21 protein-coding genes are annotated in these 19,776 nt (G+C 61.2%); 5 read left to right on the plus strand and 16 right to left on the minus strand.

The genetic code is table 11. From position 1 onward, the window contains the following. Nucleotides 1-20: 20 nt before the first annotated feature. The 13 genes from ACOZK9_RS17615 to ACOZK9_RS17675 form a co-directional block, all read right to left on the minus strand. Nucleotides 21-944 (minus strand): S66 peptidase family protein, encoded by a 924-nt coding sequence (locus ACOZK9_RS17615; RefSeq protein WP_152749314.1) that lies wholly within the window; start codon nt 942-944, stop codon nt 21-23. A 166-nt stretch (nt 945-1,110) separates the two neighbouring features. Next, nucleotides 1,111-2,112: a lipoyl synthase gene (lipA, locus tag ACOZK9_RS17620; RefSeq protein ID WP_161936699.1), complete on the minus strand. Its 1,002-nt coding sequence runs from the start codon at nt 2,110-2,112 to the stop codon at nt 1,111-1,113. A 26-nt stretch (nt 2,113-2,138) separates the two neighbouring features. Next, a complete protein-coding gene (gene lipB, locus ACOZK9_RS17625) occupies nt 2,139-2,786 on the minus strand; it encodes a lipoyl(octanoyl) transferase LipB (RefSeq protein ID WP_058412900.1) in 648 nt (215 codons plus the stop codon). Then, complete coding sequence (locus tag ACOZK9_RS17630; protein ID WP_058412899.1) at nt 2,786-3,067, minus strand: DUF493 domain-containing protein; 282 nt, start codon at nt 3,065-3,067, stop codon at nt 2,786-2,788. The genes lipB and ACOZK9_RS17630 overlap by 1 nt, the downstream gene beginning before the upstream one ends. Nucleotides 3,068-3,151: 84 nt before the next feature. After that, nucleotides 3,152-4,309: a D-alanyl-D-alanine carboxypeptidase family protein gene (locus ACOZK9_RS17635; protein WP_421556271.1), complete on the minus strand. Its 1,158-nt coding sequence runs from the start codon at nt 4,307-4,309 to the stop codon at nt 3,152-3,154. A 182-nt stretch (nt 4,310-4,491) separates the two neighbouring features. Beyond that, a complete protein-coding gene (locus ACOZK9_RS17640; protein WP_058412897.1) occupies nt 4,492-5,502 on the minus strand; it encodes a septal ring lytic transglycosylase RlpA family protein in 1,011 nt (336 codons plus the stop codon). Beyond that, nucleotides 5,502-6,512, minus strand: a complete 1,011-nt coding sequence (mltB, locus tag ACOZK9_RS17645; RefSeq protein WP_058412896.1) for a lytic murein transglycosylase B — start codon at nt 6,510-6,512, stop codon at nt 5,502-5,504. The genes ACOZK9_RS17640 and mltB overlap by 1 nt, the downstream gene beginning before the upstream one ends. A gap of 17 nt (nt 6,513-6,529) precedes the next feature. After that, on the minus strand, nt 6,530-7,633 hold the full coding sequence (gene rodA / locus ACOZK9_RS17650) for a rod shape-determining protein RodA (RefSeq protein ID WP_058412904.1): 1,104 nt from the start codon (nt 7,631-7,633) through the stop codon (nt 6,530-6,532). Nucleotides 7,634-7,664: 31 nt separating this feature from the next. Next, complete coding sequence (gene mrdA, locus ACOZK9_RS17655; protein ID WP_058412895.1) at nt 7,665-9,563, minus strand: penicillin-binding protein 2; 1,899 nt, start codon at nt 9,561-9,563, stop codon at nt 7,665-7,667. 15 nt (nt 9,564-9,578) lie between these two features. After that, nucleotides 9,579-10,046 (minus strand): 23S rRNA (pseudouridine(1915)-N(3))-methyltransferase RlmH, encoded by a 468-nt coding sequence (gene rlmH / locus ACOZK9_RS17660; RefSeq protein ID WP_003176297.1) that lies wholly within the window; start codon nt 10,044-10,046, stop codon nt 9,579-9,581. A 9-nt stretch (nt 10,047-10,055) separates the two neighbouring features. Further along, nucleotides 10,056-10,550 (minus strand): ribosome silencing factor, encoded by a 495-nt coding sequence (gene rsfS, locus ACOZK9_RS17665; protein ID WP_058412893.1) that lies wholly within the window; start codon nt 10,548-10,550, stop codon nt 10,056-10,058. A 69-nt stretch (nt 10,551-10,619) separates the two neighbouring features. Beyond that, complete coding sequence (gene nadD, locus ACOZK9_RS17670; RefSeq protein ID WP_058412892.1) at nt 10,620-11,267, minus strand: nicotinate-nucleotide adenylyltransferase; 648 nt, start codon at nt 11,265-11,267, stop codon at nt 10,620-10,622. Beyond that, a complete protein-coding gene (locus ACOZK9_RS17675; RefSeq protein ID WP_421556272.1) occupies nt 11,264-12,529 on the minus strand; it encodes a glutamate-5-semialdehyde dehydrogenase in 1,266 nt (421 codons plus the stop codon). The genes nadD and ACOZK9_RS17675 overlap by 4 nt, the downstream gene beginning before the upstream one ends. Nucleotides 12,530-12,704: 175 nt before the next feature. On the opposite strand from ACOZK9_RS17675, the gene ACOZK9_RS17680 reads away from it, so the two are divergent. Together ACOZK9_RS17680 and ACOZK9_RS17685 are read left to right on the plus strand one after the other, a co-directional pair. After that, entirely contained in the window at nt 12,705-13,388 is a 684-nt protein-coding gene (locus tag ACOZK9_RS17680; RefSeq protein WP_421556273.1) for a DNA-3-methyladenine glycosylase, read from the plus strand. Between the two features lie 89 nt (nt 13,389-13,477). After that, the gene (locus ACOZK9_RS17685) at nt 13,478-14,794 is read left to right on the plus strand and encodes a bifunctional DedA family/phosphatase PAP2 family protein (protein ID WP_421556274.1); all 1,317 of its coding nucleotides are present in this window, start codon (nt 13,478-13,480) and stop codon (nt 14,792-14,794) included. Here ACOZK9_RS17685 and ACOZK9_RS17690 read toward each other — a convergent pair. Genes ACOZK9_RS17690 through ACOZK9_RS17700 form a run of 3 tightly spaced genes read right to left on the minus strand, consistent with a single transcriptional unit; the run spans nt 14,788 to nt 16,468 of the window. After that, entirely contained in the window at nt 14,788-15,381 is a 594-nt protein-coding gene (locus ACOZK9_RS17690; protein ID WP_421556275.1) for an LON peptidase substrate-binding domain-containing protein, read from the minus strand. The genes ACOZK9_RS17685 and ACOZK9_RS17690 overlap by 7 nt on opposite strands. Nucleotides 15,382-15,392: 11 nt before the next feature. Continuing rightward, nucleotides 15,393-16,109, minus strand: coding sequence for an LrgB family protein (locus tag ACOZK9_RS17695; protein WP_058412887.1), 717 nt, complete (start codon nt 16,107-16,109; stop codon nt 15,393-15,395). After that, entirely contained in the window at nt 16,106-16,468 is a 363-nt protein-coding gene (locus ACOZK9_RS17700; RefSeq protein WP_058412886.1) for a CidA/LrgA family protein, read from the minus strand. Before ACOZK9_RS17700 ends, ACOZK9_RS17695 begins: the two co-directional genes overlap by 4 nt. Nucleotides 16,469-16,661: 193 nt before the next feature. On the opposite strand from ACOZK9_RS17700, the gene ACOZK9_RS17705 reads away from it, so the two are divergent. The 3 genes from ACOZK9_RS17705 (at nt 16,662) to ACOZK9_RS17715 (ending at nt 19,612) form a co-directional block, all read left to right on the plus strand. Continuing rightward, entirely contained in the window at nt 16,662-17,117 is a 456-nt protein-coding gene (locus ACOZK9_RS17705) for a MaoC family dehydratase (protein WP_058412885.1), read from the plus strand. Nucleotides 17,118-17,222: 105 nt separating this feature from the next. Then, nucleotides 17,223-18,941 carry a C13 family peptidase gene (locus tag ACOZK9_RS17710; RefSeq protein ID WP_421556276.1) on the plus strand — a complete coding sequence of 573 codons (1,719 nt, stop codon included), beginning with the start codon at nt 17,223-17,225 and terminating at the stop codon, nt 18,939-18,941. Nucleotides 18,942-18,970: 29 nt separating this feature from the next. Then, entirely contained in the window at nt 18,971-19,612 is a 642-nt protein-coding gene (locus tag ACOZK9_RS17715; RefSeq protein WP_058412883.1) for an oxidoreductase, read from the plus strand. Nucleotides 19,613-19,776 lie beyond the last annotated feature (164 nt).

The raw sequence follows: 19,776 nt of genomic DNA on the forward strand, positions 1-19,776 counted from the left end.
AATCGCTATCGCCCAAGCAGTCAACAGGCTTTAAACACCACATCCTGCTCCAGCACCATCCGTTGCTCCCCCGCATCCAGGCGCACCAACGCGCCCATCGGCAGGGTCAGGTTCGGGTCACAGTGCCCGCTGCGCCAGCCAGCCAGCACCGGAATACGCAACGGTTCGAAGGTCTGCTTCAGCAGCCGCTCCAATGCAGCGTTATCCACGCCTGATACATCCCCCACCAGCACACCGGCAATCTGTGCCAGCTTGCCCGCCAGGCGCAACTGGGTGAGCAAGCGGTCGATGCGGTAGAGCGGCTCGTTGACGTCTTCAATCAGCAGAATGATGCCTTGCGCATCGAGCGCATAAGCGGTGCCCATCAACGCCGCGATCATCGACAGGTTACCGCCGAGCAAGCGCCCACAGGCGATGCCAGGCTCAAGGGTGGTCAGCGGGTAGGCCACCGGGTGCGTCAGCACACTGCATGCGCCCAATTGGCCACGCAGCATGCTGAACAGTGACGATTCAGTCGGTTGCTGCTTGTCGCCGAGCAAGTCCGCATTCAGCATCGGCCCGTGAAAGGTCACGAAACCCGCATAACGGTTGATCGCCAGGTGCAGCGCGGTGATGTCGCTATAACCCACGAACGGCTTGGGGTTGGCCCGCAGCAGGTCGAAGTCCAGGCGATCAAGCAAGCGCGGCGTGCCGTAGCCGCCGCGCAGGCAGAAGATGGCATCTATTTCGGGGTCGGCGAAGGCAGCGTGCAGGTCACGCAGACGCACCTCATCGCTGCCGGCGATGTAGCCGTCGCGCTCGTACACGCCGGGGAAAATCTGTAATTGGTAGCCACGGGCGCGCATCCATTGCCGGGCTTTTTCAACATCGAGTGCGGCGGGGCCGGCGGGAGCGATCAGGCCGATGGTACCTTCAGAGCGCAGTGCGGGTACGGCAGTGTTCATCCATGGATCTCCCTGTGTAGCGCAGAACGAAATGTGGGAGGAGGCTTGCTCCCGATGGCGATGTGTCAGTCAGCACGTCTGATACTGATAAACCGCCATCGGGAGCAAGCCGCCTCCCACACAACCTACTCCCACTTTAGAGCGGGGGGTGTTACATAAATCTATATCAGGACACCAGGCTCGCCTTGACCAGCTTGGCCTGCTCGTCGGCATGGTACGAGGAACGTACCAGAGGGCCGGACGCGACGTTCTTGAAGCCCATCTTGTAACCTTCCTCGGCGAACCAGGCGAAGATGTCCGGGTGCACGAAACGCTGCACCGGCAAGTGGCTGCGCGACGGTTGCAGGTACTGGCCGAGGGTCAACATGTCGATGTCGTGTTCGCGCATGCGCTTCATGACTTCGATCACTTCTTCGTCGGTTTCGCCCAGGCCCAGCATCAGGCCGGATTTGGTCGGGATGTGCGGCATCATCTGCTTGAATTTTTGCAGCAGGGTCAGCGACCACTGGTAGTCCGAACCCGGGCGCGCGGCTTTGTACAGGCGTGGCACGGTTTCCAGGTTGTGGTTGAACACATCCGGTGGCTCGGCGGCGGTAATTGCCAGCGCCACGTCCATGCGCCCACGGTAGTCCGGCACCAGGGTTTCGAGCATCACGTTCGGCGACAGCTTGCGGATCTCGCGGATGCAGTCGGCAAAGTGCTGGGCACCGCCGTCGCGCAGGTCGTCGCGGTCTACCGAGGTGATCACCACGTATTTGAGTTTCAGGTCGGCGATGGCGACAGCCAGGCTTTCCGGCTCGTTGACGTCCAGAGGCTTCGGTCGGCCATGGCCAACGTCGCAGAACGGGCAACGACGGGTGCAGATGTCACCCATGATCATGAAGGTGGCGGTGCCGCCGGAGAAGCATTCGCCGAGGTTTGGGCAGGACGCTTCTTCGCACACGCTGTGCAGCTTGTGTTTGCGCAGCAGCGCTTTGATTCGGTCGACTTCCGGGGAAACCGGGATGCGCACGCGAATCCAGTCAGGTTTTTTCGGCAGTTCGGTCGTGGGGATGATCTTGACCGGGATGCGTGCAACTTTGTCGGCGCCGCGCAGCTTGACGCCGGCTTCCACCTTGGCACGCGGGGCCGGGGCAGGACGCTCGGTGATGTCCAGCGTCGGGATCATGGTTTGCACTGCATCAGTAGTCATAATCAGTCGATTCCGCCCGTAAGGGTCGTCTGCTCAGCATAGTCGAGGTGTTTGACGAGCTGCGCACGCAGCCGGGCACTTACCTCGGCAAATTTAATCGGTGTGGCATGCTCGCTCAGTTGGGTCATCGCAAGCCCCGCGTAACCGCACGGGTTGATCCGGCGAAACGGCGCAAGGTCCATGTCCACGTTCAAGGCCAGGCCATGAAAGGAACAACCGTGGCGAATGCGTAAACCGAGGGACGCGATTTTCGCGCCGTCTACATACACACCGGGTGCATCGGGCTTGGCCGCGGCGGTCACGCCGTAACTGGCCAACAGCTCGATCAGGCAAGCCTCCATGCGGCTCACCAGGTCGCGTACGCCGAACCCAAGCTTGCGCACGTCCAGCAACAGGTACGCAACCAGTTGACCGGGGCCATGGTAAGTCACTTGGCCACCTCGGTCGACCTGCACCACCGGAATATCACCCGGCAGCAGCAGATGCTCAGCCTTGCCGGCCTGCCCTTGGGTGAACACCGGCGGGTGTTCCACCAGCCAGATTTCATCCGGGGCCGAGCTGCCGCGCTCATTGGTGAAACGCTGCATGGCGTGCCAGACCGGCTCGTAGTCCAGCCGGCCGAGCTCGCGAAAGCCCAGAACCTGTGACATCACAGCACCATGTGCACGAAGCCGGTGGCCCGCAATTCGCTGTTGATGTCGTAGAGCTGGTCTTGACCGGTCGCAACGATGTGCAACTGGATCGTGGTGTATTTGCCTGTGGAGCTGGATCGCTCGTCCACACGCTGGTCGTTGATCGTCGCATGTTTACGCACGATCTCGAGAATCAGGTCTTTACGGCCGACACCGGTATCGCTGATCACCTTGATGGGATAGTCCACCACCGGGAATTCGATCTTCGGCGCCTTTACTTCTACTTCTTTATCGGTCATGGCGTAACGGCCTCGTAAGCGTAAGCCGTGGCGACGGGCAAAGCCCCGTGTCGGATCAACACGGGGCTTTGCAGGTGCACACTATCAGTTGAACAAGCCGTAGAAGAATAGACGGATGCTATCCCACACGCGGCGGAAGATACCACCTTCGTCGACAGCGTCCAGGGCGATCAGGTCGGCGCTGTGCACCACCTTGTCGTCGAGTTTCACTTCGACTTTACCGATAACGTCACCCTTGGCGATTGGCGCAACCAATTGCGGGTTCATGGTCATGCTGGCAACCAGCTTTTTCAGCTGGCCTTTAGGCATGGTCAGGGTCAGGTCGTCGGCCAGGCCGGCCTTGACTTGGTGGGTAGCGCCTTTCCACACCGGCGCCTGCGCCAGCTCAGCACCCTTCTGGTAGAAGGTCTGGGTTTCGAAGAAGCGGAAACCGTAGGTCAGCAATTTTTGCGTCTCGGCCGCACGGGCCTGCTCGCTGTTAGTACCGAATACCACCGCGATCAGGCGCTGGCCATCACGTACAGCGGACGACACCATGCAGTAGCCGGCTTCGTCGGTGTGGCCGGTTTTCAGACCATCAACGGTCTTGTCGCGCCACAGCAGCAGGTTGCGGTTAGGCTGCTTGATGTTGTTCCAGAAGAACTCCTTCTGGGAGTAGATCGCGTAGTGCACCGGGTCGACACGAATGATCGCGCGCGCCAGGATCGCCATGTCGTGAGCCGACGAGTAGTGCTCAGGGTTCGGCAGACCGGTCGGGTTCATGAAGTGGCTGTTGGTCATGCCAAGATCGGCCACGGTTTTGTTCATCATGTCGGCGAACGCGTCTTCGCTGCCGGCGATGTGCTCGGCCAAAGCGACGCTGGCGTCGTTACCCGACTGGATGATGATGCCGTGCAGCAGGTCGTTCACAGTGACCTGCGAACCGACCTTGATGAACATCCGCGAACCGCCGGTGCGCCAGGCATTTTCGCTGACGGTGACCGGGTCGTTCTCGCCGATCTGGCCGCGACGGATTTCCAGTGTCGCGATATAAGCGGTCATCAGCTTGGTCAGGCTGGCCGGAGGCAGGCGCTGGTCACCATTGTTCTCGACCAGCACGTTGCCGCTGGCGGCATCCATGAGAACCCAGGCCTTGGCGGCCAGTTGCGGGGAAGCCGGCACCATTTCAACGGCCCAGGCGGCCGGGGTGATGATCAGCGAAAGAAGCAGGCACGTGCGTTTGGCTAAGGTGGTGATGTTCATCCGTCTCTCGAAATTGCTTATGGAAACTTGCCCTCGCGGGCAAAACTATTCAGACAGCCCGCTTCCAGACTGTCACGTGTTCGGTTGCCCGCTCACCCCTTGCCCCTGGGTTTTATTGTTCAACGAGCCAACAACCAGGGCTCAGGCGCGCAGGCGCACCCGAACCATCAAGCCTTTACTGCTTACTCGGCGGTGACCACGCTGGGTTGCCCCAGGTTGGCCAGACGCACACTGTTCTGCACTTGCGCGACTTCACTCGGCGAACCGATCGGGCCCATGCGTACACGGTGCAAAGTCTGCTGGTTACGTACGATAGAGCTGATAAAGACCGGCGCCTTGACCATGCCGCTGAGCTTGGACCTTAACAGTTCTGCCGCATCCGGGTTGGCGAAAGCGCCCACCTGCAGGTACTGCCCGCCCACGGTTGAGGCGCCCGGTGCTGCGTGAGGCACCACGACTGTGTCCGGGGCGTGCTGCGCCGGCGGTGGTGTCCACTGTTCGATCTTGCCGGTTGACGCGGTTACTTGCGGTTGCGCGGTTTGCGGCTCGTTGAGCATCAACGGTGCCGGCTTGCCGCGTTGCGCCCAGTACTGCGCCGGGTCGATACCTTCAACCTTCACGCGGGCGGTACCGGTTTCGGCGTAACCGAGTTTTTTTGCGGCGGCGTACGACAAGTCGATGATGCGGTCCGAATAGAACGGCCCACGGTCGTTAACGCGCAGGATCACCGTGCGGTTGTTATCAAGGTTGGTCACGCGCACATAGCTGGGCAGCGGCAAGGTCTTGTGTGCCGCGCTCATGCCGTACAGGTCATACACTTCGCCGTTGGCGGTGTTCTGGCCGTGGAACTTGGTGCCGTACCAGGAGGCTGTGCCCGACTGAACGTAGGTCTTGGAATCCTGCAGCGGGAAGTAGTTCTTGCCCAGCACGGTATACGGGTTGGCCTTGTACGCCCCGGTGTGCAAGGTTGGCGTGGCATCCGGAATTTTCGAAACGTCGACGTCCCACCACGGCGCGCCGTCTTTGTGCGCGCGGTTGATGTCCAGCCCCGGCTGGGCGCGAACCACAGCACCGCCGGACTTTTGCGCCGGCGCACGGCTGCTGGTAGTGGTGGAGGAACAACTGACAACCAGCAAGGACAACGCGGCAAACGCCACCAGCTTGAGCGGTTTATGGAACGGCGATGCCCGCATTACTTGTTGCCCCGTGCTTGGACCAGCATGTCTGACAGCTGATGCACGGCCATGGCGTACATCACACTGCGGTTATAACGCGTGATTGCGTAAAAATTCTTCAAGCCCATCCAGTATTCCGGGCCGTTTTCGCCTTCGAGACGGAACGCAGTCACCGGCATATCGTCGCGTGGCGCATTCTGACTCGACCAGCCCAGCGCTCGCAACTCCCCGACCGTTTTGACCGGCTCGATTCCTTGCGTCAGGCCTTCGTCGGCGCGCTCCCCGGTCACCTGCGCACGGATCACTACCGGCTCGCCGGCAACCCAGCCGTGGCGCTTGAAGTAGCTGGCCACGCTGCCGATGGCGTCGTCGGGGTTGCTCCAGATATTGATGTGGCCGTCGCCGTCGAAATCCACCGCATACGCGCGAAAGCTGCTTGGCATGAACTGCGGCAAACCCATCGCACCGGCGTAGGAGCCTTTAAGCGTCAGCGGGTCGACCTGCTCTTCGCGGGCCAGCAACAGGAATTCGCGCAGCTCCTTGCGGAAGAACTCGGCGCGCGGCGGGTAATCGAAACCCAGCGTCGACAAGGCGTCGATCACCCGGTAACTGCCGGTATTACGGCCGTAAAAGGTTTCAATGCCGATAATCGCGACGATCACCTCGGCGGGCACGCCGTATTCCTGCTCGGCGCGCGCCAGCACCGCTTCATGCTGACGCCAGAAGTCGACGCCGCGCGCTACGCGGGCATCGGTAAGAAACATCGGGCGATATTCCTTCCACTGCTTCACGCGCTCGGCGGGCCGTGAAATCGCATCGAGGATCGCCTGTTTGCGTTGGGCTTCGCGGAACACGCCCATCAGCTGTTCACCGGCGAAACCGTAGTCGCGGGTCATCTCACCGACAAATTCGGCGACCTGAGGTGAGCCATCGTAGTCACCGGCCTGCGCCTCTTGCGTCGCGCCCAGCAGCCCAATCAGGCCCATCCAGGACGCATGCCGAGTCGCCCAGCCGCGCATTACTTGCATTGACATCTTCACCTTATTCAAACCTGTGCGATCCACTTGCGATGCGTATGAATCGACATCAAAACCCCAAACGCTGACAGCAATGTCACCAGCGAAGTTCCGCCGTAGCTAATGAATGGCAACGGCACCCCAACCACCGGCAGCAGGCCACTGACCATACCGATGTTGACGAAAACGTAAACAAAAAAAGTCATGGTCAAGCTGCCGGCGAGCAATTTGCCGAACAGCGTTTGTGCCTGCGCGGTGATCACCAACCCGCGCCCGATCAACAACAAATAGATCAGCAACAGCGCGCAAATGCCCACCAGGCCGAACTCTTCGCCCAGCACCGCAATAATGAAGTCGGTATGACTTTCGGGCAAAAAGTCCAAATGCGACTGAGTGCCCAGCAACCAGCCCTTACCAAATACTCCGCCGGAGCCAATGGCCGCTTTGGACTGGATAATGTTCCAACCGGTGCCCAGCGGGTCGCTCTCCGGGTCGAGGAAGGTCAATATCCGCTGCTTCTGGTAGTCGTGCATAAAGAAGAACCACATGGCCACGGCCACCGGGATTGCCGCGGCCAGCACGCTGAGGATCCAGCGCCAGCGCAAGCCGCCCATAAACAGCACGAACGCGCCGCCCGCAAGAATCAGCAGCGAGGTGCCAAGGTCGGGCTGGCGCACGATCAATATGAACGGCACGCCGATCAAAACAAGGCTGATGCCCACGTGCTTGAGCTGCGGCGGCAAGGTGCGTTTGGACAAATACCAGGCGATGGTCGCCGGCATCAAAATCTTCATGAATTCCGACGGTTGGAAGCGAATCACCCCCGGAATGTTGATCCAGCGGGTCGCGCCCATGGCGTTGTGGCCCATCACGTCCACCACCACCAGCAGCAACACGCCCGCGACGTAACCCAGCGGCACCCAGCGCGCCATGAAGCGCGGCTCAAGCTGTGCAATCACCACCATCGACAACAGGCCCAGGCCAAACGAAGACGCCTGTTTGATCAGCAGGTCCCAGTTCTTGCCGCTGGCCGAATACAGCACAAACAGGCTGCCGGCGGCCAAGGTCAGCAGCAGAATCAGCAACGGGCCATCAATGTGCATGCGCTGCAGCAACGTCGCGCGGCGACGCATCACATCTTCGCTGGAGAGGATGCGGTCAAAATTACTCTTCACGGGCCGTAACCTCGGTGCTTGAAGGGGGGCCACCATATTCGGGTTTGAGCCTGCCGTCGTCGGCCAACAGCCAGGCGTCCATGATCTGGCGCACCACTGGCGCCGCAACACCGGAGCCGGACTCGCCGTTTTCGACCATCACGGCCACGACTATTTTGGGGTCGTCGGCCGGCGCGAAGCCGACAAACAACGCGTGGTCACGGTGGCGCTCTTGAACCTTGGAGCGGTCATATTTCTCGCCCTGCTTGATCGCGACCACTTGGGCCGTACCGCTCTTGCCGGCAATTCGGTACTGCGCACCGATCGCCGCCTTGCGCGCGGTGCCGCGCGCGCCGTGCATCACTTGCTGCATGCCGTGGTTGACCTTGGCCCAGTCGGACGGGTCGCGCAGCACGATGTCGGGGATCGGGTTTTCATCGACCGGCTTCTCGCCCTCGATGGTCCTGGCCAGGTGCGGGCGGTTCCAGATGCCTTTGTTGGCGACCAGCGCCGTGGCCTGCGCCAGTTGCAGTGGCGTCGCCTGCATGTAGCCCTGGCCGATCCCCAGAATCAGGGTTTCGCCGGGGAACCACGCCTGGCGACGGGTTGCACGCTTCCACTCGCGCGACGGCATCAAGCCAGGCGATTCTTCGAACATGTCCAGGGAGACTTTTTGACCGAGGCCGAACTTGCCCATGTAGGCAGCCAGCCGATCAATGCCCAGCTTGTGGGCCAGGTCATAAAAATAGGTGTCGTTGGAGCGCATGATCGCGGTGTCCAAATCGACATAGCCGTCACCGGTGCGGTTCCAGTTGCGGTATTTGTGATCGTAGTTGGGCAGCATGTAGTAGCCGGGGTCGTACACGCGGCTCGATGCGGTTACTACGCCCGAATCGAGGCCGGCAATCGCCACCGCAGGCTTGATCGTCGAGCCGGGTGGATACAAGCCGCGCAGCACGCGGTTGAACAGCGGCCGGTCGATGGAATCACGCAGCTCGGCGTAGGCCCTGAAGCTGATTCCGGTGACGAACAGGTTAGGGTCGAAACTCGGCTGGCTGACCATCGCCAGCACTTCGCCGGTTTTCGGGTCCAGTGCCACCACGGCACCACGCCGCCCGCCGAGGGCCATCTCGGCAGCTTCCTGCAACTTGATGTCCAGGCTCAGCACAATGTCTTTGCCCGGCACCGGGTCGGTGCGCTTGAGCACCCGCAGCACACGGCCGCGCGCGTTGGTCTCGACTTCTTCGTAACCCACTTGGCCGTGCAACTCGGGCTCGTAAAAACGCTCGATGCCGGTTTTGCCGATATGGTGGGTGCCGCTGTAATTCACCGGGTCGAGGCTTTTCAGCTCTTTCTCGTTGATCCGCCCCATATAGCCGACGGAGTGCGCAAAATGCGGCCCTTGCGGGTAATGCCGCACCAACTGCGCCACCACCTCTACACCGGGCAAGCGGAACTGGTTCACCGCGATCCGCGCGATTTGCTCTTCGGTCAGCTCAAACAGAATCGGCACCGGCTCAAATGGCCGGCGCCCCTGCTTCATGCGTTTTTCGAAGATCACGCGGTCTTCCGGCGTCAGTTGCAGCACCTCCACGATCACATCGAGGATCTGCTGCCAGTCGCCGGAACGTTCGCGGGTCATGCTCAGGCTGAAGCTGGGCCGGTTATCGGCGACTACCACGCCATTGCGGTCGAAAATCAGCCCACGGGTCGGCGGAATCGGCTGCACATGCACCCGGTTGTTTTCCGACAGCGTGGAGTGATACTCGTACTGGATCACCTGCAGAAAATACAGGCGCGCAATCAGCACACCGATCAAGCCGACCACCAGAAAAGCGCCAAACACCACCCGCGCGCGTACCAGACGTGCGTCTTTCTCGTGGTCCTTGATGCGGATCGGCTGGGTCATCGGCAGGGGCGCAGATTATTTGTGGTAAGGGTGCCCGGACAGAACTGTCCAGGCGCGATACAGCTGTTCACCGATCAGAATCCTTACCAACGGGTGCGGCAACGTCAATGCCGACAGCGACCAACGCTGGTCCGCCCGCGCACACACTTCCGGCGCCAGCCCTTCGGGGCCGCCCACCATGAAGTTGACCGTACGCGAGTCAAGGCGCCAGCGATCCAGTTCCACCGCCAGTTGCTCGGTGCTCCAGGGTTTGCCGTGCACCTCAAGGGTGACGATACGCTCGTTGGGGCCGACCTTGGCCAGCATGGCTTCGCCTTCCTGACGGATAAAGCGTGCCACGTCGGCATTCTTGCCCCGTGTGTTGAGCGGTATTTCCACCAGCTCCAGCGACAGCTCAGCGGGCAGACGCTTGGCATACTCGTGCCAGCCTTCTTCCACCCACTTGGGCATGCGTGAACCGACAGCGATCAGACGCAGGCGCACAGCCGTTCCTTATTCCTGGTCTTTGTTGAGCTTGTCGAAGTGCGCGTGGCCCACTTCCGGGTTGTGGTGCTTGCCGTCGGCGGCACGGCTCTGCTCGGCGCCTTTCCACAGACGTTCCAGGTCGTAGAACTGACGGGCGTTGGAGGTCATCATGTGAACGATCACGTCGTCCATGTCCAGCAGCACCCAGTCGCTGTCGCCCTTGCCTTCTTCACCCAGCGGCTTGACGCCCTGGGCTTTGACGGCTTCGCGCACTTTGTCGAGCATCGCGCCGATCTGGCGGTTGGACGTACCGGTGGCGATGATCATGAAGTCGGTGATGCTCTGCTTGTCACGCACGTCCAGCACTTGAATGTCCTGGGCCTTAACGTCTTCCAGGGCAGCCACGGCGACTTTTACCAGCTCTTCGCCAGCCAGTTCCGGGCCAACGTGGGCTTCAACCGGCAACGGTGCGCTTTTGAAGGTGCCTTTGCGCTTAACTTTGCTTACGTCTTTGTTGGTCATATAAAACTCGTTTTGCTCGTATGTTCGGGCGCTCGCTGCACGACTGTTCGTGCGTTCAAGCGCGCCTTTTCAGTTCGACGCACGGTAAAGCCCGTGCGCATCGATGTAGGCCAGGACCGCGTCAGGCACCAGGAAACGTACCGACTTCCCGCTGGCCAGCAGTTGACGGATCTGGGTGGCGGACACCGCAAGCGGGGTCTGCCAGACGAATGCAATATTCCCGTTCGGCCCGGTCAGGGCCAAGGGGTCACTTACCGACCGCGCGGCCAGCAGGTTGCGCAAGGCATCCGGCGGTTCGCTGTCGGCATCCGGGCGTTGCAAAACCAGGATGTGGCAATGCTGGAGGAGTTCCTCCCAACGATGCCAAGAGGGCAGGCCGCAAAAAGCGTCCCAGCCCAAAAGCAAAAACAATTGGTCATCTGCGGCCAACTCGGCGCGCAGCAATTCCAGCGTATCGACAGTGTAGGACGGTTTATCACGCTTGAGCTCGTGGTCGTCCACCACCAACGGCGCTATGCCCTCCACCGCCAGGCGTACCATTTCCAGGCGTTGCTGCGCAGACACCTGCGGCGTATCGCGGTGTGGCGGCCGCGCGTTGGGCATCACCCGAAGCTCATCCAGCGCGAGGGCATCCGCCACTTCCAGGGCACTGCGCAAATGGCCGATGTGCACGGGGTCGAAGGTGCCGCCGAGCAGCCCGATGCGTTTAGCCGTCAAGTGCGCACATGACCGTCGCCGAACACCACGTACTTCTCGCTGGTCAGGCCTTCAAGGCCAACCGGGCCGCGTGCATGCAGCTTGTCGGTGGAGATGCCGATCTCCGCCCCCAGGCCGTACTCGAAACCGTCGGCAAAGCGCGTCGAGGCGTTGATCATCACCGAAGCGGAATCCACTTCGTTAAGGAAACGCCGGGCATCGCTGAAATGCTCGGAAACAATGGCGTCGGTGTGCTTGGAGCCGTATTTGTTGATGTGTTCAATCGCCTCGTCCAAGTCGTCGACGATGCGGATCGACAGGATCGGCGCCGTGTACTCGGTGTACCAGTCTTGTTCGGTGGCCTCGATCACGTCTGCACCGAGCAACGCACGGGTGCGCTCGCAACCGCGCAGCTCCACGCCTTTGTCGCGGTAAATGGCGGCCAGCGGCGGCAGCACGCGATCGGCAATGCCGGCGTGCACCAGCAGGGTTTCCATGGTGTTGCACGGGGCGTAGCGATGGGTCTTGGCGTTGTCGGCGATGCGGATCGCCTTGTCAATATCGGCGGCGATGTCGATGTACACGTGGCACACGCCGTCCAGGTGTTTGATCACCGGCACTTTGGCATCACGGCTCACGCGCTCGATCAGGCTCTTGCCACCGCGCGGCACGATCACGTCGACAAATTCCGGCATGGTGATCAGTGCGCCAACGGCGGCGCGGTCGGTGGTTTCGACCACTTGCACCACTTCGGCCGGCAACTCGGCCACGGCCAAACCCTGCTGAATGCAGGCGGCGATGGCACGGTTGGAATTAATCGCTTCGGAACCGCCGCGCAAAATGGTGGCGTTGCCGGACTTGAGGCACAGGCTCGCGGCGTCGATGGTCACGTTCGGGCGCGACTCATAAATGATCCCGATCACGCCCAATGGCACGCGCATTTTGCCGACCTGGATACCCGACGGCAGGTAGCGCATGTCGCGGATTTCACCGATGGGGTCAGGCAGCTCGGCCACCTGACGCAGGCCTTCGATCATGTCGTCGATACGCGCTGGCGTGAGTGCCAGGCGGTCCAGCAGGGCTGGCTCAAGGCCATTTTCGCGGCCATTGGCCAGGTCCCGTTCGTTGGCGGCGGCCAGCTCGGAGCGCGCAGCATCCAGAGCGTCGGCGGCGGCCAACAGGGCGCGGTTCTTCTGCGCCGTGCTCGCGCGGGCGATCAACCGCGAGGCCTGACGGGCAGCGCGACCCAGGCGGGTCATGTAGTCAAGAACGGACTCAGTCATGGTCGGGGAGTCTTGGCAAAGAGGAAAGCGGCAGATTATAGCTGCGACGCCGCCCGACTGACAGCGGTGAGGGGCGGATGGTTGAAATGAACTGTAAAAACCTGAGGTTCAGCGGCAATTAAGGTGGGAGTTGTTATTATTCCGTCACATTTAGCCGTACTAACCCCTGATCGCCATGCCCAACTTCGCCCCCAAGCTCCCCGCCAGCGCCCTGCCCGACAGCTTCTTCGACCGCGACGCGCAGCTTCTTGCGCGCGAATTACTCGGAAAAGTCATACGCCACCGCGTCGGTGATTGCTGGCTTTCAGCGCGAATCATCGAAACCGAAGCCTATTACGTGGCCGAAAAAGGCAGCCACGCCTCACTCGGCTACACAGAAAAACGTAAGGCCTTGTTTCTGGATGGTGGGCACATCTACATGTACTACGCCCGTGGCGGCGATTCGCTGAACTTCAGCGCGCAAGGCCCAGGCAATGCCGTGCTGATCAAATCGGCCTATCCGTGGGTGGACGCAGTGTCCGGCCCTGCGAGCCTGGCGCAGATGCTGCTGAATAACCCGAATCCCGACGGCAGCCCTCGCGCTGCGCAGAAGCTGTGCGCAGGCCAGACCCTGCTGTGCAAAGCCTTGGGCTTGAAGGTGCCGATGTGGGACGCCAAGCGCTTCGACCCGCAATTACTGTATGTGGAGGACGTGGGCCAACCACCGTCGCAGATTATTCAGACCACCCGCCTGGGCATCCCCAGCGGGCGAGATGAACACCTGATGTACCGTTTCGTCGATGCTGGCTATGCGCCTTATTGCACACGGAACCCGCTGCGCCGGGGCCAGGTCGAAGGCCGCGATTACTTTTTGGTTTAAACCGGCTGCGCCTGCTGAAAATTGACACCTGCAACACAGTGGATCTTCAGCGTTTCGAGTGATGTATTGCATAGAGGGAGTGACGTTTTATGGGCCAATGGCTCGATAGCATTACCGCCTGGCTCACCGTGAACCCCGAATGGCTGGCGGTGGCGGTGTTTATCGTCGCGTGCGTGGAGTGTTTGGCGATCGCCGGGCTGATCGTGCCGGGCACGGTGTTGTTGTTTACCATTGCGGCACTCGCCGGCAGCGGTGCGCTGTCGCTGAGCGAAACGCTGTTACTGGGCTTCCTCGGTGGCTTGCTGGGCGACGGCGTGTCGTACTTTCTGGGCCGACATTTCCATCAGAACATCCGGCGCCTACCCGGTTTGCGTCACCACCCTGAATGGATGAATGGCGCAGAAACCTACTTTCATAAGTACGGCATTGCCAGCCTGCTTGTAGGGCGCTTCATCGGCCCGCTGCGGCCTATGCTGCCAATGGTGGCCGGCATGTGCGACATGCCCTTCCCGCGTTTTGCCGCCGTGAGCATTTTGGCGGCGGCGGGCTGGTCGGTGGCGTATCTACTGCCTGGCTGGGCCACCGGCGCCGCCTTCCGCCTGCCGTTACCGGAAGGCTTCTGGCCGGAAGCAGGCGTTGTGGCGGTATGTTTGGCGGTGTTGCTGGGGCTGAGCTTGAACAGCAGCTTGCGCGGCCATCGTCGCGCAACCTTATGGATGGGCTGCGCCAGCCTGACGTTATTGATCGCGATGTTTATCGGCTACCCGCACCTCAACCACTTCGATCAAGGCCTGAGCGCGTTGGTGCAGGAACATCGCAGCCCATGGCTGGACGAGGTGATGGTGCGGATCACCCAGTTGGGCGAGTTCAAGAAGATGTTCTTCGCCAGCGCCATCTTCACCGGGCTGTTGTTACTCGCGCGGCAATGGCGGCACGCGGTGTTTGTCGGCGCCACGCTGGCCGGGGCGGCAGTGATCAATACAGGCACCAAGCTGTTTTTTGCGCGCGGCCGCCCAGAAATCCTCACCGACCCACTGACCAGCTTCAGCATGCCCAGCGGCCACGCCTCCGGCGCGTTTGCGTTCTTCCTGGCGCTGGCGGTGCTGGCAGGTCGCAGGCAACCCACGCGCTTACGCCTGACCTGGATGCTGCTCGGCTGTATTCCGGCAGCCTTTATCGCGCTGTCGCGGGTGTACCTCGGCGCACATTGGCCCACGGACATTCTGGCCGGCACGCTGCTGGCGATGACGGTGTGCGCGTTCAGCCTGGCCGCCAGCGAATACCGCAGCCCGTTGCCGGCCATGCCGCAAAAAACCTGGTGGCTGTTGCTCCCGGCACTGGTGGCGGTGCTGAGTTTTATCGCGCTCACCGGCACACCGCATGCCTTGCTGCGCTACGCCTACTGAGTGAAGAGTTCACCCTGCAACTCGTCGAGCAACATCTGGATCGCGCCCAGCTTTTGCTGCGGATCATCGAGTTGCAGCAGGTCGATCTTGTCGGCCTCGGTGAACGGCAACAGGTAGGCCAACTGATTGCCCAAGGCTTGCTGGCCATCGGCGCGGGCGTCCATGTCCAGCGAGGCAACCATCGGGTGTTCGGCGAGTGCCTGAAGCAACGCCAGCAAGTCGGCGTCCTCGTCTTCCAGCACGCGGTCGGGCAGCTCTTCCAGCCATTGCACCTCGGCCACCAGCAATTGGTCCTTCTGCACGCCGGCGTCACGCACACGGAACCTGCGCCCGCCTTCGACGCGAATCCCCAGCAGGCCGTTGTCTTGTTGCTTGAAGTCGCGAATCAGCGCTTCGCAGCCGATCAGCGCGTAGCCATCCGGGGCCATGCCGACTTCCCGGCCATCGAGAATGCACACCACACCGAAGCTTTCGCCCTTTTTCATGCAGCGGCTGATCATGTCCAGGTAACGTGCCTCGAACAGTTGCAGGTCGAGGGTGCAGCCTGGGAACAGCACGGTATTGAGCGGGAACAGGGCCAGACTCATAAAGGTTTCCTTTAAACAATTACCGACACGGCCAACGGCAGGAACACCGCCGTGGCTACGCCCATCAGGCTCATGGCCAGCGCCGCAAAGGCGCCGCACTCTTCACTTTCCTGCAACGCCACCGAGGTGCCGACGGCGTGGGCGGTCATGCCCAAGGCCATGCCGCGCGCTTCGGGGCTGTGCACCCCAAGGCGTGACAGGAACGCCGGGCCGATCATTGCGCCGATCACCCCGGTGATCAGCACAAACACCGCCGCCAATGCGGCCACGCCACCGATCTGCTCGGCGACCAGCATGGCAATCGGCGAGGTCACCGACTTGGGCGCCATGGTCATCAGCATCCGGTGCCCGGCGCCGAACCACGCGCCCAAGAGTACACACAGGCCGGTGACCAGCACGCCACCCAAGACCAGCGTAGTCAGAATCGGCCAGAACAATTGCCGAATTCGCCGCAGGTTTAAATAAAGCGGCACTGCCAGCGCTACGGTCGCGGGGCCGAGCAGGATACCCATGATCTCGGTACTTTTGCGGTACTCAACGTAACTCAGGCCGCAGGTCAGCAGCACGCCGATCACCAACAGCATCGACACCAGCACCGGTTGCAGGAAGACCCAGCGGGTTTTCTCAAACCCCGCCAGCACCAGTTGATAGGCGCCGAGGGTGATGCCGATGCCAAACAAGGGATGATGAATCACTGCCGTCCACGCGCCTTGCGTGTCGAAGATCATTGTTCCTGCTCCGGGCGCGCCTGGCGCTTGACCAGCTTTTGCATCAACACGCCAACAAACCCCATCGCGATCACCAGCGACAGCACCAGCGCACCGATGATGGCCCAGAAGTCTGCCGCAATGTCTTTGGCATAGACCATCACGCCCACGGCGGGCGGCACCAGCAACAGCGGCAAATAACGCAGCAGGCTGCTGGCCGCCAGGCTCAACGGCTCGCCGACTTCGCCGCGCGCGATCAAAAAGCCGAGCATCAACAGCAAGCCAATGATCGGCCCCGGCAGCACCGGCAACAGCAAATGGTTGAGCGCGGTGCCAATCAATTGAAACAGCACCAGCCAAGTCAGCCCACGTAACAGCATGCGTTTTCTCCCCCTCAAAACTCGCGCGCATTATAAGCATGCCTGCCCTATGCACCGGCATTCGCCAAAAGCATGGTGGGTTGACCGGGTTGGTTGCGCATGATGATCTAGATCGGGTCTGTGTAACCCACAAAAAACACCCGCCCTGTCGGCGCCTGGGTGATAAAAACCGATGCCCCCAAGGAGAGTCGCAATGCCCTGTGTACCTGTAGCGCAGCTCAAAGATTATATCGGCAAGGAACTGGGACGTTCCGACTGGCTCACCATCGATCAGGCGCGTATCAACCTGTTCGCAGAGGCCACGGGCGACCATCAGTTTATCCACGTTGACCCGGTCAAGGCCGCGCAAACGCCATTCGGCAGCACCATCGCGCATGGTTTTCTGTCGCTGTCGCTGATGCCCAAACTGATGGAAGACATCCTGATCATGCCCGAAGGGCTGAAGATGGCGATTAACTATGGTTTGGACAGCGTGCGCTTCATCCAGCCGGTGAAGGTCAACGCCAAGGTGCGCCTTAACGTCACCCTGACTGACGTGACCGAGAAAAAACCTGGCCAATGGCTATTCAAGGCCACCGCCACCCTGGAAATCGAAGGCCAGGAAAAGCCTGCTTACATCGCCGAGTCGTTATCACTCTGCTTCGTGTAAGGCCGCGCCTGTGGTGAGGTGAGAAACCTTGCCACAGTGTATGTAAATTTATGTATGAAGTTCTTAGCTGCGGCATACTCGGCGCTCAATTATCCGGATCCCGCTATGCGCCCACTCGCCCCCCTTGCCCTTGCCCTGTTGCTCACCGCTTGCGGAGACGGCGAATCGCTGTTGCCGCCCGATGCGCGCCTGCCCGATGGCGGCCGCTACCGTGGCGATGTGGTCAATGGTTTGCTGCAAGGCCAGGGCCACGTGGATTACCCCAACGGCAGTTGGTACGCCGGCCAGTTCGACAAAGGCCAGTGGCACGGCCAGGGCGAATGGCATGGCAGCAACGGCGAGGTTTATAAAGGCCAGTTCCAGCAAGGCCTGTTCGACGGCCAGGGCAGCCTGACCACCCCGGGCAGCAGCTACGTCGGCGGCTTCAAAAGCGGCCGGCGCAACGGCGAAGGCACCCTCAAAGAGGGCCAAATGACCTACCGCGGCGAATTCAAGGACGACCAGTATTCCGGCCTTGGCCGCCTGGAGCTGGCCGATGGCAGCCAATACCAGGGCCAGTTCGCGCACGGCAAACCGAACGGCGAAGGCCAACGCAACGACGACAGCGGCAACCAGTTCAGCGGCCATTTTGTCGATGGCCAACTCGAAGGCAACGGCACCTTCAACAGCGCCGATGGCGACATTTATGTCGGCCAGTTCAAACAGAACCAACTCAACGGCAAAGGCCGCTACGAAAACGCCGACGGCGACGTGTGGATCGGCCAGTTCAAGGAAGGCGCACTCAGCGGCAAAGGCGAGTTGATCGGCGTCGACGGCAGCCACTATATCGGGCAGTTCAGCGACTGGCGGTTTACCGGCGAAGGCCGCCTGAACCTCACCGATGGCAGCTTCTACATCGGCGGTTTTGACAGCGACAGCTATCAAGGTAAAGGCACCCTCGTACTCACCGACGGCACTGTGCAGGCCGGCACCTGGGTGAATGGCCTGCGTGTGCGCGATGCCGACGGCAAGCTGTTGCCCGACCCGCTCGAAATCGGCGTACTGGCCCAAGGCCGTTTGCTCGATGCCGCCCTCGCTGCCGTGCCGCCCTCCACGCCCGCCGTGGAGCTGTACACCTTGGTGCTGGCGGGCGATGGCAAACAAAGTGTGTTCCTGCGCGAAGCGGATTACGTCAGCAACCTGCTCGCCACGCGCTTCGGTGCACGCGGGCAGATCCGGCTGGTCAACCACCGCGACCACATCGCCGACCGCCCGCTGGCCACCCGCGAAAGCCTGCGCCGCGCCGTGCAAACCCTGGCCGAGCGCACCGGGCCGGAAGACCTGGTATTTATCTACCTGACCAGCCATGGCACCCACGAACACGAACTGGTGCTCGACCAGCCGCGCATGGAGCTGGCCGACCTGCCCGCCGATGAACTGGCGGCGGTGCTCGAACCGCTGAAAGCCCGCGACAAGGTGGTGGTGATTTCAGCCTGCTATTCCGGCGGGTTTATCCCGGCGCTGAAAGATGAGCGCACGCTGATCATGACCGCCTCGCGCGCGGATCGCGTGTCGTTTGGTTGCTCCGAGGAAGCGGATTTCACCTATTTTGGCGATGCCCTTTTCGCTCAAGCTTTCAACCAGACCGACGATTTGCAACAAGCCTTCAAACTGGCCCAAGTGCAGGTGGCCGAGCGCGAACAAGCGGACAACTTCGAAGCCTCTGAACCACAGATCTGGGCCCCCAAAGGCGTGATCGCTCACTGGCAATTATTACGCAAACAGCAGGCACGAAAGGCGCTCGAAAGCGTCTCTATGAATAGCAAGGAAGCCAAAGGCAACTAAGCTGCTACGTGTAACAAGGGGGAAACACCATGTACCTGACACCTCAACATATCTTGCTCGCCGGCGCCTCCGGCCTGACCGGCGAACACCTGCTCGACCGCCTGCTCAACGAACCCACGGTGACCCGTGTACTGGCGCCCAGCCGCAAGCCGCTGGCCGAACACCCGCGCCTGGAAAACCCGGTAGGCGACCCCGCGCTACTGCTGCCACAACTGAGCGGCACGGTCGATATCGCCTTTTGTTGCCTGGGCACCACCATCAAGCAGGCGGGCTCCGAAGCGGCCTTCCGCGCAGTCGACCTGGACCTGGTGGTGGCCTTCGCCAAGCGCGCGCGGGAAATGGGCGCGCGTCACTTGATCGTGATCAGCGCGATTGGCGCCGACCCGAAATCCTCGATCTTTTACAACCGCGTCAAAGGCGAAATGGAGTTGGCGTTGCAGGCGCAGGACTGGCCGCAACTGACCATCGCGAGGCCGTCACTGTTACTTGGCGAACGCCTGCACCCGCGCCTGGCCGAACAACTGGCGGGCACATTGTCGCGATTGATTCCAGGCAAATACCACGGCATCGAAGTGTGCGAACTGGCCCGCGCCATGTGGCGCCTGGCGCTCGAAGAGCAAAATGGCGTGCGCGTGGTCGAGTCAGACGAGCTACGCAAGCTCGGCAAGTAACGTCGTTGAGCGCAGGCACACAACAAACGGTGGGGGCGGGCTTGCTCGCGAAGGCGGCGTGTCAGTCAACTCAGGCATCGACCTGTCTCTTAAAAAAAAAAAACGATCACAAAAAAATAAAAATTATAGAAAACGGTGGACGCCGTATCATTAAAAAAAAATTG

The organism is Pseudomonas kitaguniensis (assembly GCF_049199985.1).
GTDB classification, from domain to species: domain Bacteria; phylum Pseudomonadota; class Gammaproteobacteria; order Pseudomonadales; family Pseudomonadaceae; genus Aquipseudomonas; species Aquipseudomonas kitaguniensis.